Genomic DNA, 15,938 nt, shown 5'->3' with positions numbered 1-15,938 from the left:
AAAAGGAACCTTTCGGCTCCTTTTTAACTTAAACATAAGGATTAAATTACCCTTTATTCTTATCTTTAATATGACTTGCCATGCGCTTACGGCGTCTTTCTTGGCTCACGGTTAGCTTTTTCGTGTTCATACCTTCAAAGGGATTGCCCCCTTCTTGAAAACGCAATTGAATGGGCGTTCCCATCACTTTTAATGAACGACGATAATAGTTCATCATAAAGCGTTTGTAAGAATCCGGTAATTTTTTCACTTGATTACCATGCACCACCACAATCGGAGGATTATAGCCCCCAGCATGGGCGTATTTTAATTTCACTCGGCGACCATTCACTAAGGGTGGCTGATGATCGTCTTGCGCCATTTGCATAATGCGCGTTAACATTGCTGTGCTCACGCGGGTTGTCGCACTGTCATAGGCTTCTTCGATAGACTCATAAATATGCCCCACGCCTGTGCCATGTAATGCTGAAATAAAATGAATACGCGCAAAATCAATAAAGCCTAAACGACGATCGAGTTCGCTTTTCACCCTATCTTTAACATCTTGATCGATACCGTCCCACTTGTTAACTGCAATGACTAAGGCACGGCCCGCATTTAACGCAAAACCTAACAAACCGAGATCTTGCTCTGCAATCCCTTCACGGGCATCGATCACTAATAACACCACATTACTGTCTTCAACCGCTTTGAGTGTTTTAATGACCGAGAATTTCTCAACAGTTTCATGTACTTTTGAACGGCGACGTACACCCGCAGTATCGATCAGAACATATTCACGCCCTTCTCGCTCCATGGGAATATAAATACTGTCGCGAGTCGTGCCAGGTTCATCATAAACCACCACACGCTCTTCACCTAAAATACGGTTAATCAAGGTTGATTTACCCACATTCGGTTTACCGATAATGGCCAATTTTATCGGCAAGTCTTGCAAACGCTTTTGCTCAGCTTCGGCTTCTTCTTCGGTATATTCGCGCTCTTCTTCGTCTTCAATCGCCTCGCCATCTTTGACAATGCCCATGGCTTCAGCATAAGGGGCAAGAGAGTACTCAATCATATTCGTGACACCACGACCTTGAGCCGCAGCCATTTGATAGACTTCACCTAAGCCCAGTGACCAAAATTCAGCACAAGCCGAATCGGCATCGATGCCATCGACTTTATTGGCCACAACAAAAGTGGTTTTCTCACGACTTCTTAAATGTTGAGCAATCGCTAAATCTGCCGCAGTTAACCCCGCGCGGGCATCAGTCATAAATAAAACCACATCGGCTTCTTCAATAGCCGCTAATGACTGCTCAGCCATACGGGTTTCAATCCCTTCTTCCGTGCCATCAATACCACCGGTATCGACCACGATAAATTCATAACCTGCCAAATGAGCTCGGCCATATTTACGATCTCGAGTTAAGCCAGGAAAGTCAGCAACAAGTGCGTCTCTGGTGCGCGTCAGTCGATTAAACAGTGTCGACTTACCAACATTGGGACGCCCAACTAGGGCCACTACAGGGATCATTTATTTGCCTCTATTACTTACTATTTTGAAATAAAAAGCCCCCAGCAGTATAGCTGAGGGCCCTATCTTATTGATACTACGTTATTTAAGGAAGGGTCACCTTAGACACTACGCCATCACGTGCTTGTACATATAAACTGTCACCAACAACAAGGGGGCGACTGTATAAACCTGAGCTATCGACTTGAATACGGCCAATGATTTCACCTGTGCTAACATCAAGAAAATGCAGATAACCTTCAAAATCACCCACGACTAAATAGCCATTAAATACAACAGGTGAGGTTAAATCGCGATTTGATAACTCAGTATTGGACCAAAGCTCAAGCCCATTACGCCGATTAACAGCATACACTCGGCTGTGATCATCTACGACAAATAAATTGGCGCCCAAGTAGGCTAATTCTTGAAAACTGGAATACTGACGAGACCAAACGATACGGCCCGAACGCATTTCCATAGAAACAAGATTACCGTTATAACTGACCGCATAAATATTATCACCGAGTAATAAAGGCTTCATATCCACATCGGCCATACGGGCAAATTCATTACCGCCTTTTGGCGTATAAATCGCTTGCTCCCAAGCAGCTTGACCATTGGTTTTCACTACAACGGCAATTTTACCATCCGCAGTGCCCACAAAAAATCCACCCGCCTCATAAGCCGCTGAACCTGTGCCGCGCAAGGTTAAGCTTGGCAATTGGGTGTGGTAAGTCCATAGGCTAGTGCCATCACTCACATCAAAAGCTTGTAATGAACCATTCCCGGTATTCACCGTCACAATTTCATCACCCACAGTTGGCGCTGATAAAAGTTCACCATCGGCCATCACATGCCAAAGAATATCACCAGTTTCGGCATCTAAAGCCACTAATAAACCATTTTCAGCACCGATAAACACTTTATTACGAGCAGCAGTAATGCCAGCTGATAATAATATTCCTCTACTGGTTGGCAGCACATCTTCTTTAAATTTATCACTTAAATCAACCGACCAGACAGGCTTTCCTGTCTCTTCATTAAATGCCTTTATGAGGCCAGCTCTATCAGCAACAAATAACTTACCGTACCGCACTGCTGGTGCTAAACGTGAATAATATCTGCCCACGCCATCACCGACACTTTCGCTCCAACTGACGGTTGGAAAAACGCTCGCTTGAATGCTGCTCAGCTCACTAACTGGCTCTTCTTCAACATCCGTTGAAGAACAAGCTGATAATAAACCTATGCTCAAACTACACGCAAATAATGCTTTGCACCAAGACTTCATGGGCAGTTCCCTTATGCCTTATTTAAATTATCTAACTTCATTTGTAAGGCGGGACTTGTGGCCAATCCACCTTCATCAATCGCCGATTGGTAAGCCGTTTTGGCTTGTTCATCTTCACCTTGTTGCACCAAAAAATCCCCTTTTAGCTCATCACGCTGAGCCGAAAAAGCAGGAGCGGTCACTTGATCTAAGGTGGCAATGGCAGCAGCAAACTGACCTTGCTGTGCTTGTACTCTCGCTAGACGAATACTGGCTAACATCACTAAACTTTGATCTGGATTACTGGCAATGACACTTTTCAATGCTGTCATGGCTTTCTCATAATCTTCTTGTTCAACAGCCGCTTTTGCAACCATAAGTTCAATCAAAGCTTGATAGCCTGACTCATTGTAATTTTTCGAGAAATTTTCAGCACCTGTTAATAATTGGGCTTCAGTTTCACCTGAGGCTGTTAGCGCTTGAAAAGCTTCTGATGCTGTTTCATTTTGCTTCACTTGATGATCAGAATAATAATTCCAACCAAATAGTCCACCTAATCCAACAACAGCCCCAATGACAATGGAAGTACCGTAATCTTTCCAGAACTGTTTGATAGCATCAACTTGCTGTTCTTCTGTGCTATAAATTTCCATGTACTCTTCCCCTATTAAATCAGTTCTGCAATATATGCAGCTAATGCATCCTGAGCCACCACGGCTTGCGCTTTACCATCGCGTAAATGCTTAACCACAACTTGGTTGTTCTCTAATTCATTCTCACCGATAATGAGCGCAATACTGGCACCACTGTTATCGGCACGTTTCATTTGTTTTTTGACGTTTCCACCACCACAATGGGTCATTACTTTACAGTGTGGCAAGCGAGTGCGCAATTGCTCTGCCAGCTTAACGGCGGCAATACGGCAATTATCTCCCATTCCAGCAACATACACATCCACCGCAGCTGGAATATCTTTCGTCAATGCCAAGGTTTCAAGCAATAATACAATACGTTCAATACCCATGGCAAAGCCAACAGCGGGAGTGGCTTTTCCGCCGAGCTGGCCGACTAAACCGTCGTAACGCCCACCAGCAAGCACAGTCCCCTGAGAGCCTAAACTGTCGGTGATCCATTCAAAAACAGTGCGATTATAATAATCTAAACCACGCACTAAACGAGGATTAATGGTGTATTGGATGCCAACGGCGTCTAAGAGTTCACAAAAATGTGAAAAATGTTGACGAGAATCTTCACCTAAATAATCAGACAAAGTAGGCGCATCGGCTAAGATGGCTTGAATAGCGGCATTTTTAGTATCTAATACCCGCAATGGATTTGTATACATACGACGCTTGCTGTCTTCATCGAGTACGTCTTTATGGGTTTCAAGAAACGTAATCAGCGCATCGCGATATTGTGCTCGCTCATCACTATCGCCTAAGGTATTAATTTCTAAGCGAACATGCTCACTAACGCCTAACTTTTGCCATAAACGTGCAGACAACATCAGCACTTCAGCATCACTGTCGGCACTGGCGATGCCGTAAACTTCCACACCAAACTGATGGAATTGACGATAGCGTCCTTTTTGAGGACGTTCATGTCTAAACATCGGCCCCATATACCATAGACGTTGTTCTTGATTGTACAGCAAGCCATGTTGATTACCTGCACGCACAGTCGATGCTGTCCCTTCAGGACGCAAGGTTAAACTGTCACCATTTCGATCGTCAAAAGTATACATTTCTTTTTCAACAATATCGGTCACTTCACCGATAGAGCGTTTAAAAAGATCGGTGCTTTCTACAATAGGAGTACGAATTTCACTGTAACCATAAGCACTGACTGATTCTCTTAATACACTTTCAACTTTTTGCCAGATTGGACTTTGTGCTGGCAGAATATCGTTCATGCCGCGAATTGCTTGGATCGTTTTTGCCACTGTGTTAACTCATTCTGTCATTTATAAAATGAAAGGCACGCTTATCTATCAATAGCAATGCCATTAATTCAACATTTCAGCCTAATCGCTTAAATCCCCACCAGTTTTGAGACTTCATTGGTGAAATAGGCTGAGCATTTAAAATTATGTGATGTCTTTGGTTGGAATTTGATTATCAACCAACGCCGCTTTGGCTCGAATTTTCGCTTCCAATGAATCCACAATATTGAGGTTATCAAAACGCTCTTTTTGTCTCACACCGTCATCGTAATAACCACTCATACGATGTCCGCCTGTTAATCCAATATCTGACACTAATGCTTCACCGGGGCCGTTGACGACACAACCAATAATGGACACATCCATGGCTGTGGTCACATCTTCTAAGCGTTGCTCTAGAGCATTGACTGTTGCGATCACATCAAATTCTTGACGTGAACAAGAAGGGCAAGCGATAAAGTTAATACCACGAGACCGAATACGTAATGATTTTAAAATATCAAAACCCACTTTAATCTCTTCGACGGGATCCGCCGCTAAAGACACACGTAAAGTATCGCCAATACCATCGGCCAATAACATCCCTAGGCCCACCGCAGATTTCACGGCACCTGCTCGTGCACCACCGGCTTCCGTGATCCCTAAATGTAAAGGCTGTTTAATTTGTTTGGCCAATAGACGATAGGATTCAACCGCTAGAAAAACATCTGAGGCTTTCACACTTACCTTAAATTGATCAAAGTTGAGTCTATCTAAAATATCCACATGACGCATGGCAGACTCAAGCAGGGCCTCTGGCGTCGGCTCTTTATATTTGTCCATTAAATCTTTTTCAAGAGAGCCACCATTGACACCGATGCGAATAGGAATATTTTTATCTCTAGCACATTCCACCACATTTCGAATGCGCACTTCATTACCTATATTACCTGGATTGATTCGAAGACAATCAACCCCGTATTCAGCCACTTTAAGTGCAATACGGTAATCAAAATGAATATCAGCAATCAATGGAATGCGTGTTTGCTGCTTAATTTGTTTAAATGCTTCAGCAGCGTCCATAGTTGGAATGGAGACCCTGACAAGATCGGCACCGACATTTTCAAGGGCTTTAATTTGAGCAACGGTCGCATCCACATCTGTGGTGCGAGTATTTGTCATTGACTGCACAGCAATGGGTGCACCATCACCAATGGGTACATCACCGACGTAAATGCGAGTAGAAGGACGTCTGATTATTGGAGATTCATTGTACATGATTAATTTGCTCTATTATTCGCCAAGCGGAAGGGTTAAACGGGCGACTTTACCGCTGGGAAAAGATTCTAAGTTTATATTGTTGCCATTCAATGAAACCGTTACAGATTGAGGGGCGCCCAGTAAAACAGAAAATGGCGCTTCTCCTGATAAGCTCAAAGTTTCATTGGCTTTTTCTAGTCCTGAAGTCAGTACTCTGCCTGTAGCATCGGTGACTTTTATCCAACAATCCCCTGTAAGGGTAAATAACAATGAAGACCTTGATGACGTCATGGGAGTGTTGTGACTGTCTGTATTTATCTCTTTATCTATCTGTGTATTAGACTGTGTGGTATTTGCTCCATGACTTTGTACAGGCTGTGTCTCTAATGCTGAATCACTGCTATCTTGAGAAGGATTATCTAACGTCATCAGATCCTTATTGACGGCCTTCACATTCGATTTTTCAGCATTAATGGTACTTAAGTTTATCGCTTGCTGTCCTTGAGCCATTTCCTCTGCAGTGGGCTGAGAAATATCCAACTCAGTTTCCATAGATGATTTTTGTACCCACCACCAGACCATTAATGCCAATAAAATCACTATGATCAAATAGGTTAATAGCGTCAAGCGGCCATCTCGTGCTTGGCGAGTGGTTTGTCGTGAAAAGCTTTGCATGCCTGGCAGCTGCTCATTGGCCAAACAAGTATCTAAACAAGATTGAATACGGTGCGAATCGGCCTGAACAATACGAGCAAAATTCTTTACATAGCCTCGAGTGTAGGTACTGCCGCCAAGCCCTGAAAAATCATCAGCTTCAATATTCCTGACCACCATGGGCCTTAAGTTCAATTGCTCTGCCACTTCATCAACAGATAATCCTTTGTTTTCACGGGCAGATTTTAATTGCTCGCCTAAGGTCAATTCTTGACTTAATGTTTCATCGTTATCGCCATCGTTGGGCAACTCAATATGTTTTTTTGTCATTAGTGCATACTAGCCCGATATTATATGATTGTGTCAGATAAAGTCGCCGCCTATTCACATACTAAAATGTGCTTGTTGCCACCGCTTCACCAAGACCTTTTTCAATTTTAATCCCCAGCGCCAAGCTTTCCGTTGTACGAGGTAACACCTTGTAATAACTTAACAACTGCTTTTGCGCGGCAACAAAATCACCTAATTCAATTTCAATTTCAATGAGTTCAAGTAACGATGTTTTTCTTCTTGGGTTGTATTTTAACGCTTTATTAAAATAGTTTCTCGCTTTTTCGAACTGCCCCGCCTTACGGCTACATATCCCTAAATTTTCATAGGTAGCCGCAAATTCAGTGTAATCAGATTCAGACACAGCCTTTAAAAATTGTGTTTCAGCCTCATCAAATTGACCCTGCTGACATAAAAATACACCAAAATTATTAAAGCTATCGCCAGAAACATCATTCGATTTTAGCGCCAGCCTAAAGGCCTTCTCAGTGTGAACCCTATCCCCAACAAACTGATAGTAATACGCTAAAGCCAAGTTAACCGCTTCAAGCTCAGGCGCATACATAAAGGCTTTATCTAAATTATATTTTGCTTGCTCAATATTCCCTTTGCGCAAGTATACTAAGCCTAATTGCACTCGCTGCTTTGCCGCAGCGAGCCCATTAAAGCTTGTTTCAGAAACAGGTTTATCTGTCCCAACATACGTTCTTTCTGTTACACAACCGACTAATGTGACAGCAACAAACAAAAACATACTGATTTTATAAAATATTTGTTGCTGTTTTTGCCGCTTTCCTTGTCGCAAGTCTTCCATGGCTATTGTAACCAATCCATTAAAAAATTAGTCCATTGTGACTGAAATTTGGCTCTCTTGCATGCGTTTTTTCGCCAAACGTTTCGTTCTATCTTTGATATCACCGGCTAATTGTCCACAAGCCGCATCAATATCATCTCCTCGGGTTTTACGCACGATCACAGTAATGTCATAACTCATCAAGACTTTTGAGAATCGATCAATACGAGAATTAGAAGAACGCCCATAAGGTGAACCAGGGTAAGGATTAAATGGGATCAGGTTAATTTTACAGGGCGTATCTTTCATAAGCTTGGCTAATTCATGGGCTTGATCTGTGCTGTCATTAATGTGATCAAGCATCACATATTCCACGGTGACTCGGCCACGATTCGCATTTGATTTAGTTAAGTATCGACGGATCCCCGCCAAAAATTCCTCTAAAGGATATTTTTTATTCACCGGAACCAAAACATCCCGTAACTCATCATTTGGTGCATGAATACTCACAGCCAACGCCACATCAATCATGTCCCCCAGTTTATCTAATGCGGGTACAACGCCAGATGTTGATAAGGTCACTCTGCGTTTAGATAGGCTAAAGCCAAAATCATCAAGCATGATATCCATCGCAGGCACAACATTTTTCAAATTCAATAACGGCTCACCCATGCCCATCATAACCACATTGGTAATAGGGCGCTCGCCAGTTTCTTTTTGAAAACCTAAAAACTCAGCCACTCGCCAAATTTGCCCAACAATTTCTGCCACGGTTAAATTACGATTAAAACCTTGCTGAGCGGTTGAACAAAAGGTGCACTCCAAGGCACAACCCACCTGAGAAGACACACATAAAGTGGCTCTGTCTTCTTCAGGAATATAAACCGTTTCGACTTCTTGTCCTTGACCAACGTTGATAGCAAATTTGATGGTGCCATCGAATGATTTTTGATAACTTGAAATTGTGGGGGCAACCACTTCACAGCGCTGGGCCAATTTAGCACGCAACACCTTATTAATATTCGTCATTTGTTCGAAATCACTTACACCAAAGTGATAAAGCCATTTCATTAGCTGATCGGCACGAAAGGGTTTTTCTCCCATATCGGCAAATAATGCTCGCATTGATTTACGATCAAGATCCAATAAATTGATCTTTTTTTCACTCATTGTAACTAACCTCAAAAACCTAAAACCTGCTGCAGGGCGGCAAATTATACAGAAATCAACCCAGTTAAGCTAGTTTTCATCGCCCTAATACAAACCCCCATAGTACCGCCACACAGATCAGTGATATCCTATGGTTCCTTTTATCCAATTAGGCTTAAATAGTCACACTATGTTCACCTTAATCATCATTGTATTAATCGCATTAAGTGTTTCTTTTATATGTAGTATTTTTGAAGCTGTTTTACTTTCCGTTACCAATAGCTATATCACTAGCCTCAGCCAAAGTGACGCCACGAGTGCCGCACGGCTCCAAAAACAAAAAGACAATATAGAATCCCCTCTTGTGTCGATTTTAACCCTCAATACTATGTCTCACACAGTAGGAGCGGCAGTTGCAGGGGCACAAGCCAGTATCATTTTTGGCGATCAGATGTTTGGCGTATTTTCCGCCATACTGACATTTTTAATATTGTTTTTTGCAGAGATAATTCCAAAAACATTAGGTGCAAATCATTGGCGCCGCTTAGCGCCTTTTACCTCTTTGTGCATTCTTTGGATGGAAAGAGCCACTTTACCGCTAATTTGGTTATCGAACTTGGCCACACGTAGCCTAGGTAAAGGCGATCAAGGGTTATATATACGACAAGAAATCAGCTCTATGGCGCAAATAGGTAAAGAATCGGGAGAACTGGATGAGCAAGAATCTCATATCCTCATTCAAATGCTCAGTGTGAAAGAAATGCCTGTCACCACCATAATGACTCCTAGGACTGTGGTCTTTAAATTACCTATGTCAATGACACTACAAGACTTTATTTATCAACATCAATACGCCCCTTTTTCTCGCATTTTAATCTACGATACCAACCCCGATGACATTATCGGTTTTGTGAATAGACATGATGCCATCAATGCAGCAAAAGTCACTCCAGCAGAATATTTAGCCATTTTAAAGCAGCCTTTACTCATAGTGCCAGAAACAGCTAAAATTTTGCCTTTATTTCAATTAATGATTAAACGCAGTACTAAAATTGCCATGGTTGTGGACGAATATGGCTGTGATTTAGGGATCATCACCTTAGAAGATATTATTGAATCTTTGTTAGGCTTAGAGATCGTCGATAGCAATGATCCCGCAACCGATATGCAGCAGCTTGCACGTCAGCTTTGGCAAAAACGCATTCAAGAAAAAGGCATTCGAATTTCTGACAATAACGATGTCAGCAGTGTTTTAGCGCGGCATAAAAAAGAACATTAATCGCCCTATTTATTACATTGGCAATACAGTTCCATACCCACTTGCACGGTTAATCAGGATACTGGCTTCTTCGTTTTACTTCAGGTTATAATCCGCAAATACTCAAATCCGATGCCTTTTTTATCGGACTTGAGTATTGACATTAAGAGGTAATAATGACTGAACTCTATGCTTGTAAATTAGCCCATATCAATGACACCCACTCACATTTTGATCCCACCCCTATTCATTTTAATTTAAGCCATCTCGATAAAACCCTGAGCTTACACACCCACACAGGGGGATATGCTCGGCTTGGATATCAAATAGAAAAAGCACGGCAACAAGCCATAGAAAATCAACAAAACTTTCTGTTTTTACATGGTGGAGACAGTTTTCAAGGCACCTTATATTTTAGAGAGTTTAAAGGTCAAGCCAATGCCCATTTACTCAATCTACTCAAGCCTGATGCTATGGTGCTGGGCAATCATGAAATAGATGCGGGTAACGGCCCTGTCGCCTCATTTCTTGACAATATCGATTTCCCTCTTCTGGCGGGCAATATGGACTTAAGCCAAGAATCCCCCAACAAACCCGCTAAACTAAAAAATCACCCCAATCTATTAGACTTGGATCCCCAAACCCAAACAGCCAAAGTGCTATTAAAGCCTTTCCATGACAAAACATTGGCCATTATTGGCATAACGTTAGATCAAATGAAAGAGATTGCCAGACCCGATCCCGATACCCACTTTATTGATGCCATTAAAACAACCCAAAAAACAGTGACTAAACTCAAGCAACAAGGGATTGACCATATTATCGTCTTAAGTCATTTAGGTCTCACTCAAGATAGAGTTCTTGCAGAAAAAGTGCCTGAAATCAGCTTAATTGTTGGCGGCCACTCTCACAGCCTTCAGGGCGATTTTACTTCACTTGGCTTATCCTCATTACCTTACGCAGAAACCATCAATACAGTCCCTATTCTTCAAGCGGGAAAATATGCAGAAACCCTCGGCATTGTCGATATCGATTTTAATGCTGCAGGACAAGTGACTCGATTAAAGGGCCACAATTATTTCATGCTCAATAAACAGTTTATTCTAGAGTCTGCCCAAGGAGTGACAAAAGAAGATTATTCATGGGCTAAAAGCCAACTTGAAAACCATTCCAATATTTTATGGGATCAGAAAGACGACACAGTTCAATCAGCCATAGATACACGCTATCGTCCAGCACTTATTGCCCTTGAAGAGCAAGTGATCAACTTCATTCCTAAGAGTCTCATTCATACCCGCCTTCCTAGTCAAGCGCTCCCCCACGGCAGTGAAATATCGCCTTGGGTCAGTCGCAGTATTTATCATGAAACCCGCATACTGGACGAAAAAGTTGATTTTGCCCTGCATAATGCAGGCGGCGTGAGACAATCCTTAACAAAAGGTCAACTGACTCTTGCTGAAGTGGTTGGCCGACTTTTACCCTTTGATTTACCTTTAGTTAAATACCAAATTCAAGGAAAATACCTTTATCAAGCCATTGAATCTTCAATTAACCATGCCACCAATAACGGTGTGATGGGCACAGGCGCGGGCAGCTTTCCTTACACCTACGGACTGCGCTATTTTTATGATGGGCGCCGTCCATTAGGACAACGCATCACCCAGTTAGATCTTCTAATACAAGAAGGCGAACATTTAGCGGATCAAGAAGCTATCTGGGAAGCCGTTAAATTAGACCAATATTATGTGGGAGTCTCTTCTGAATATACCGCCTCAGGCAAAGAAGGTTATCAAGCCCTACAGCAAGCCTGCTGGCAAAGTGCGATTAGCGAACTATCCCTTGCAGAAGCCTTTATTCAATTTATGAGCAAAGAGCAGAATATGGCGCAAGTTTTACCTTTACAAGTGCATTACAAGAGCCACCTTTAGTTCTGCCCCTATAATGCGCTGCTAAGGCTAACAGCGCATCAAACTTGAGGCTCACGACGTGGCTCAAGCCTTTTTTCATCCAGCACTTTCTCCATCAAGAAGCCCATGATCACTTGACCGGATTTTTCTTGATAGCTTCTGTGGCGTAGCTTAAAACCTTGCTGCAAAAATAATGACTTAGACAATTTCGACGCATCAACACTTAAGCGAGGAAAACCTTGCTCAACTGCCCACTCTTGTAAACAAAGATACAAGCACCTCGCAATGCCTTGATGTTGATAATCGGAATGCACATATAAATGCTCAATATAGCCAAGATTTTTATAATCCCTAGCAACATTGATAAAACCACAACACTTTGCTCGACCTTGTTCCAACTGATTATCATCAATCATTAACCAAGTTTGGCTATTGGATAACCGCTTATGCCAATAATAATGAGAGCGAGGCGCTTTTGACCAAGCTTGCCGTTGCGGTAGCGAATAAACATCGTCAGTAATAGCATGAATAGCATCATGAAATAACTGACTCACGCTCGCCGCATACACTTTTTGGTAGGGAATAATGAATAACATCGCAAGGCTTCATTTAATTCGTTTTTAAATTGACTACTTTTTCTCTGATCTTTGACTCACTGGACCATGAAAAACCACTCACCCCATAACGCGTTAACTGTCTATGTGCTTGAATGGATAAAATAATATAAGGGATAATATTGAGCGCATTAATGATAGCCAAAATGGCAAGGAAGGTGGTTCGTAAGGGACTATTAAACATACGTGAAAACTTGATAGTGGTATAAACATAATAAATGACACAAACAAAAACAATCAGTAAACTCCCCACCAATAACACAATATTATCTTGAACGCCTTGCGCAAATTGCCACTCAAAATACGTATACAATCGCGGTAACATTTCCATGAGGGTCATGATAACCAATGGAATAAGCAATTTTTTTTGATATTGTGATATTTGACAGAGCATTGAAATTGTTTGCTCTTGATGACCATCTTGTGTATTCATCTCACTCGAATCACTAAGGGTAGCGGTTGCAGATGTGGTTTTCATTTTACCTACTGATTAATCAATTTGATGCCAATTTTATCGCTAATTAATAAGGATAAACACTCTTTACTCATTTAAAGTCTCTTTCTAATAAAGGTTGTAACATAGACTCCAACCCATTGAGCTTAATTTCATACATTAAGGCTAATTGTTGACCCAACTTGCCTTCAGGAAACCCTTTACTGTGAAACCAGACTAAATATGGCTCAGGCAAGGTTAACAACTTTCTCCCCGCATATTTTCCAAAAGGCATTTTTTGATGAATAGCGGCTAACAAAGCTTGCTCATCCACTCCAATTTGTTCTAACAACTTAATGCTACTCCCGTCTTTCATTTAAGTTTATTATGGCGTTAGCACAGGCCGTTGCCAATCATTATTTGATAATCTCATTCCCCAACCTTGAATATTGCCAAAAGCCCCTTATTTCTTTAAATAAGAGCATTAAATAAGAAGAATAAAAAGGATGTCAATATGGTCATATTTATTATCATGTTAGTGAGCGTCAGTGCCATTGCTTGGATATTATCCCGTAATTGGCGTGTAGAGCGACAACGTAACAAAATAAGAGCGCAAGCTTTCCCCAAAGCGTGGCGCCAAATACTCAAACAACGCTTTCCTTACTTTAATGCAATGCCAGCCGACCTACAATTACAACTTAAACAGCATATTCAAGTCTTTGTGTCAGAAAAAAATTTTGTTGGTTGCAAAGGATTGATCATTGATGATGAAATCAAAGTCACCATTGCCGCTCAAGCCTGCTTATTACTACTGAATCGAAAAACAGATTATTATCCAAAACTAACCGAAATTTTGGTCTACCCATCTATTTTTGTTGTTGAACACCCTGAACAAATTGGTCAAATCGTCTCATCACAACCAAAAGTATTATCCGGTGAGTCTTGGCAAAACGGGAAAGTGATCCTTTCTTGGCAAACAACACAAGATAATGCCGCTCATCCTTTTGAAGGCAATAATGTGGTGATCCATGAATTTGCTCATCAATTAGATCAAGAAAATGGCAAAGCCAATGGCGCACCGATTTTAAATCGTGTGGAAGATTATCAATCTTGGTCTAAGGTATTGGCCGATGAATACGCTATGCTTGTTCTTGCCGCCCAACATCAAACCCCTTCGCTCTTTAGCTATTATGGCGCCACCAACCCTGCAGAATTCTTTGCGGTGATCAGTGAAGTCTTTTTTGAAAAGCCCCATGCGTTTTTTAAGCAACATCCTGCACTCTATCGTGAACTCAGTCATTTTTACAAATTAAATCCAATCCATTGGCACTAATACCAATAACACTTATTAGCAATAACACTAAAATCACGACAAGGTGAACCACAATAAAAAAACCGTACAGTTAGGTTGGAAGACTGTACGGTAAACATCACAATCGACTAGGGCTCACCTTTATTAGGCCTTTTTAGCATAAAACTGCTGCTCTTCTGTTGATCCCGTTAAAGCTGTCACCGATGAGTGTCCCCCTTGAATAATATTGGTCACTCGATCAAAGTACCCCGTTCCGACTTCTTGTTGATGCGCCACAAAACTGTAGCCTTTTCTCGCTGCTGAAAATTCAGCTTCTTGCACTTTTTCAACATAATGTTTCATGCCTTCGCCTCGTGCGGTATCGTAGGCGAGATCAAACATGTTGTACCACATGCTATGGATCCCAGCGAGGGTAATGAACTGAAATTTATAGCCCATATCAGACAACTCTTGTTGAAAGTGAGAAATCTGCTCATCCGTTAAATTTTTCTTCCAGTTAAACGAAGGTGAACAATTATAGGCTAATAACTGATCGGGGAAATGTTCATGGATCGCATCAGCGAAACGCCTCGCTTCTTCTAAACAAGGTGTCGAGGTTTCACACCATAATAAATCGGCAAATGGCGCATAGGCTAACCCGCGAGAAATCGCCTGCTCAATTCCAGCGCGGACTTTAAAAAATCCTTCCTCTGTTCGCTCACCAGTAATAAAATCTCTATCATAAGGATCACAATCCGATGTCAATAAGCCAGCAGCATTAGCATCGGTTCTTGCTATCACTAAGGTTTCTACGTCACAGACATCTGCTGCCAATCTGGCTGAAATCAATTTTTGCACCGCCTCTTTTGTGGGCACTAAGACTTTACCTCCCATATGACCACATTTTTTCACTGAGGCTAGTTGATCTTCAAAATGCACACCGGCAGCCCCTGCATCAATCATGCTTTTCATTAATTCAAATGCATTTAACACACCACCAAAACCCGCTTCAGCGTCAGCAACTATGGGAAGAAAATAATTCACATACCCTTTCTCGTGGGGCTCATGTCCACTGGCCCACTGCACTTGATCGGCACGCCTAAAGGCATTATTCACATTTGATACAACCGAAGGTACTGAATTCGATGGGTATAAAGATTGATCTGGATACATATTGCCCGATAAATTCGCATCCGCTGCCACTTGCCATCCAGATAAATAAATGGCTTCAATACCCGCTTTCGCTTGTTGGACAGCTTGTCCACCTGATAATGTCCCCAAAGAATTAACGTAACCTTTTCTTGCTTCACCGTGAACCAGTTCCCAAAGCCTAGCAGCGCCGCGTTTAGCTATGGTATTTTCCGGTACTAACGATCCTCTCAATGCCAACACTTCTTCAGCAGTATAAGGACGATGTACATTCTTCCATCGAGGATTTTCGGCCCAATCTTTTTTAATGCTCTCAAGTTGTTTCTGCCGTGAAATACTGCCCATAGTGCTAGCCATAATCGTCTCCTTCGGTTTATCTAAAACAGGTTTACTGTTTCATTTCATCCA

The 15,938-nt window shown here is 41.9% G+C and carries 15 protein-coding genes; 3 read left to right on the top strand and 12 right to left on the bottom strand.

The genetic code is table 11. The features are described from left to right. Positions 1-46: 46 nt before the first annotated feature. The 8 genes from der to Q0791_RS03670 form a co-directional block, all read right to left on the bottom strand. Complete coding sequence (gene der / locus Q0791_RS03705; RefSeq protein ID WP_299002821.1) at positions 47-1,519, bottom strand: ribosome biogenesis GTPase Der; 1,473 nt, start codon at positions 1,517-1,519, stop codon at positions 47-49. Between the two features lie 85 nt (positions 1,520-1,604). Further along, positions 1,605-2,792 carry an outer membrane protein assembly factor BamB gene (gene bamB / locus Q0791_RS03700; RefSeq protein ID WP_299002819.1) on the bottom strand — a complete coding sequence of 396 codons (1,188 nt, stop codon included), beginning with the start codon at positions 2,790-2,792 and terminating at the stop codon, positions 1,605-1,607. 11 nt (positions 2,793-2,803) lie between these two features. Then, positions 2,804-3,424 carry a tetratricopeptide repeat protein gene (locus Q0791_RS03695; RefSeq protein WP_299002817.1) on the bottom strand — a complete coding sequence of 207 codons (621 nt, stop codon included), beginning with the start codon at positions 3,422-3,424 and terminating at the stop codon, positions 2,804-2,806. Between the two features lie 14 nt (positions 3,425-3,438). Further along, positions 3,439-4,713, bottom strand: coding sequence for a histidine--tRNA ligase (gene hisS, locus Q0791_RS03690; protein ID WP_299002814.1), 1,275 nt, complete (start codon positions 4,711-4,713; stop codon positions 3,439-3,441). A 144-nt stretch (positions 4,714-4,857) separates the two neighbouring features. Next, a complete protein-coding gene (gene ispG / locus Q0791_RS03685; RefSeq protein ID WP_299002811.1) occupies positions 4,858-5,970 on the bottom strand; it encodes a flavodoxin-dependent (E)-4-hydroxy-3-methylbut-2-enyl-diphosphate synthase in 1,113 nt (370 codons plus the stop codon). A gap of 15 nt (positions 5,971-5,985) precedes the next feature. Beyond that, the gene (locus Q0791_RS03680; RefSeq protein WP_299002808.1) at positions 5,986-6,936 is read right to left on the bottom strand and encodes a RodZ domain-containing protein; all 951 of its coding nucleotides are present in this window, start codon (positions 6,934-6,936) and stop codon (positions 5,986-5,988) included. A gap of 61 nt (positions 6,937-6,997) precedes the next feature. Beyond that, positions 6,998-7,750 (bottom strand): type IV pilus biogenesis/stability protein PilW, encoded by a 753-nt coding sequence (pilW, locus tag Q0791_RS03675; RefSeq protein ID WP_299002805.1) that lies wholly within the window; start codon positions 7,748-7,750, stop codon positions 6,998-7,000. Positions 7,751-7,777: 27 nt separating this feature from the next. Then, positions 7,778-8,899, bottom strand: coding sequence for a bifunctional tRNA (adenosine(37)-C2)-methyltransferase TrmG/ribosomal RNA large subunit methyltransferase RlmN (locus tag Q0791_RS03670; protein ID WP_299002802.1), 1,122 nt, complete (start codon positions 8,897-8,899; stop codon positions 7,778-7,780). 169 nt (positions 8,900-9,068) lie between these two features. Here Q0791_RS03670 and Q0791_RS03665 point away from each other — a divergent pair, with 169 nt between their 5' ends. Beyond that, positions 9,069-10,157: a CNNM domain-containing protein gene (locus Q0791_RS03665; protein ID WP_299002901.1), complete on the top strand. Its 1,089-nt coding sequence runs from the start codon at positions 9,069-9,071 to the stop codon at positions 10,155-10,157. Between the two features lie 155 nt (positions 10,158-10,312). Further along, entirely contained in the window at positions 10,313-12,064 is a 1,752-nt protein-coding gene (locus tag Q0791_RS03660; protein ID WP_299002800.1) for a bifunctional metallophosphatase/5'-nucleotidase, read from the top strand. 38 nt (positions 12,065-12,102) lie between these two features. On the opposite strand, the gene Q0791_RS03655 is transcribed toward Q0791_RS03660, so the two are convergent. The 3 genes from Q0791_RS03655 to Q0791_RS03645 all read right to left on the bottom strand — a co-directional run bounded on the left by Q0791_RS03655 (position 12,103) and on the right by Q0791_RS03645 (position 13,424). Continuing rightward, positions 12,103-12,639 carry a GNAT family N-acetyltransferase gene (locus Q0791_RS03655; RefSeq protein WP_299002798.1) on the bottom strand — a complete coding sequence of 179 codons (537 nt, stop codon included), beginning with the start codon at positions 12,637-12,639 and terminating at the stop codon, positions 12,103-12,105. 13 nt (positions 12,640-12,652) lie between these two features. Then, a complete protein-coding gene (locus Q0791_RS03650) occupies positions 12,653-13,135 on the bottom strand; it encodes a hypothetical protein (protein WP_299002791.1) in 483 nt (160 codons plus the stop codon). A gap of 67 nt (positions 13,136-13,202) precedes the next feature. Further along, positions 13,203-13,424, bottom strand: coding sequence for a DUF3820 family protein (locus Q0791_RS03645; protein WP_299002900.1), 222 nt, complete (start codon positions 13,422-13,424; stop codon positions 13,203-13,205). A 180-nt stretch (positions 13,425-13,604) separates the two neighbouring features. Between Q0791_RS03645 and Q0791_RS03640 the strand changes: the two genes are divergently transcribed. Then, a complete protein-coding gene (locus tag Q0791_RS03640) occupies positions 13,605-14,423 on the top strand; it encodes a M90 family metallopeptidase (RefSeq protein WP_299002789.1) in 819 nt (272 codons plus the stop codon). 123 nt (positions 14,424-14,546) lie between these two features. On the opposite strand, the gene aceA is transcribed toward Q0791_RS03640, so the two are convergent. Continuing rightward, positions 14,547-15,875 carry an isocitrate lyase gene (aceA, locus tag Q0791_RS03635; RefSeq protein WP_299002897.1) on the bottom strand — a complete coding sequence of 443 codons (1,329 nt, stop codon included), beginning with the start codon at positions 15,873-15,875 and terminating at the stop codon, positions 14,547-14,549. Positions 15,876-15,938: the final 63 nt, after the last annotated feature.

This window comes from uncultured Shewanella sp., assembly GCF_947495455.1.
In the GTDB taxonomy this organism is placed as follows: Bacteria; Pseudomonadota; Gammaproteobacteria; order Enterobacterales; family Shewanellaceae; genus Shewanella.
This window is presented reverse-complemented; position numbering and strand designations above follow the sequence as displayed.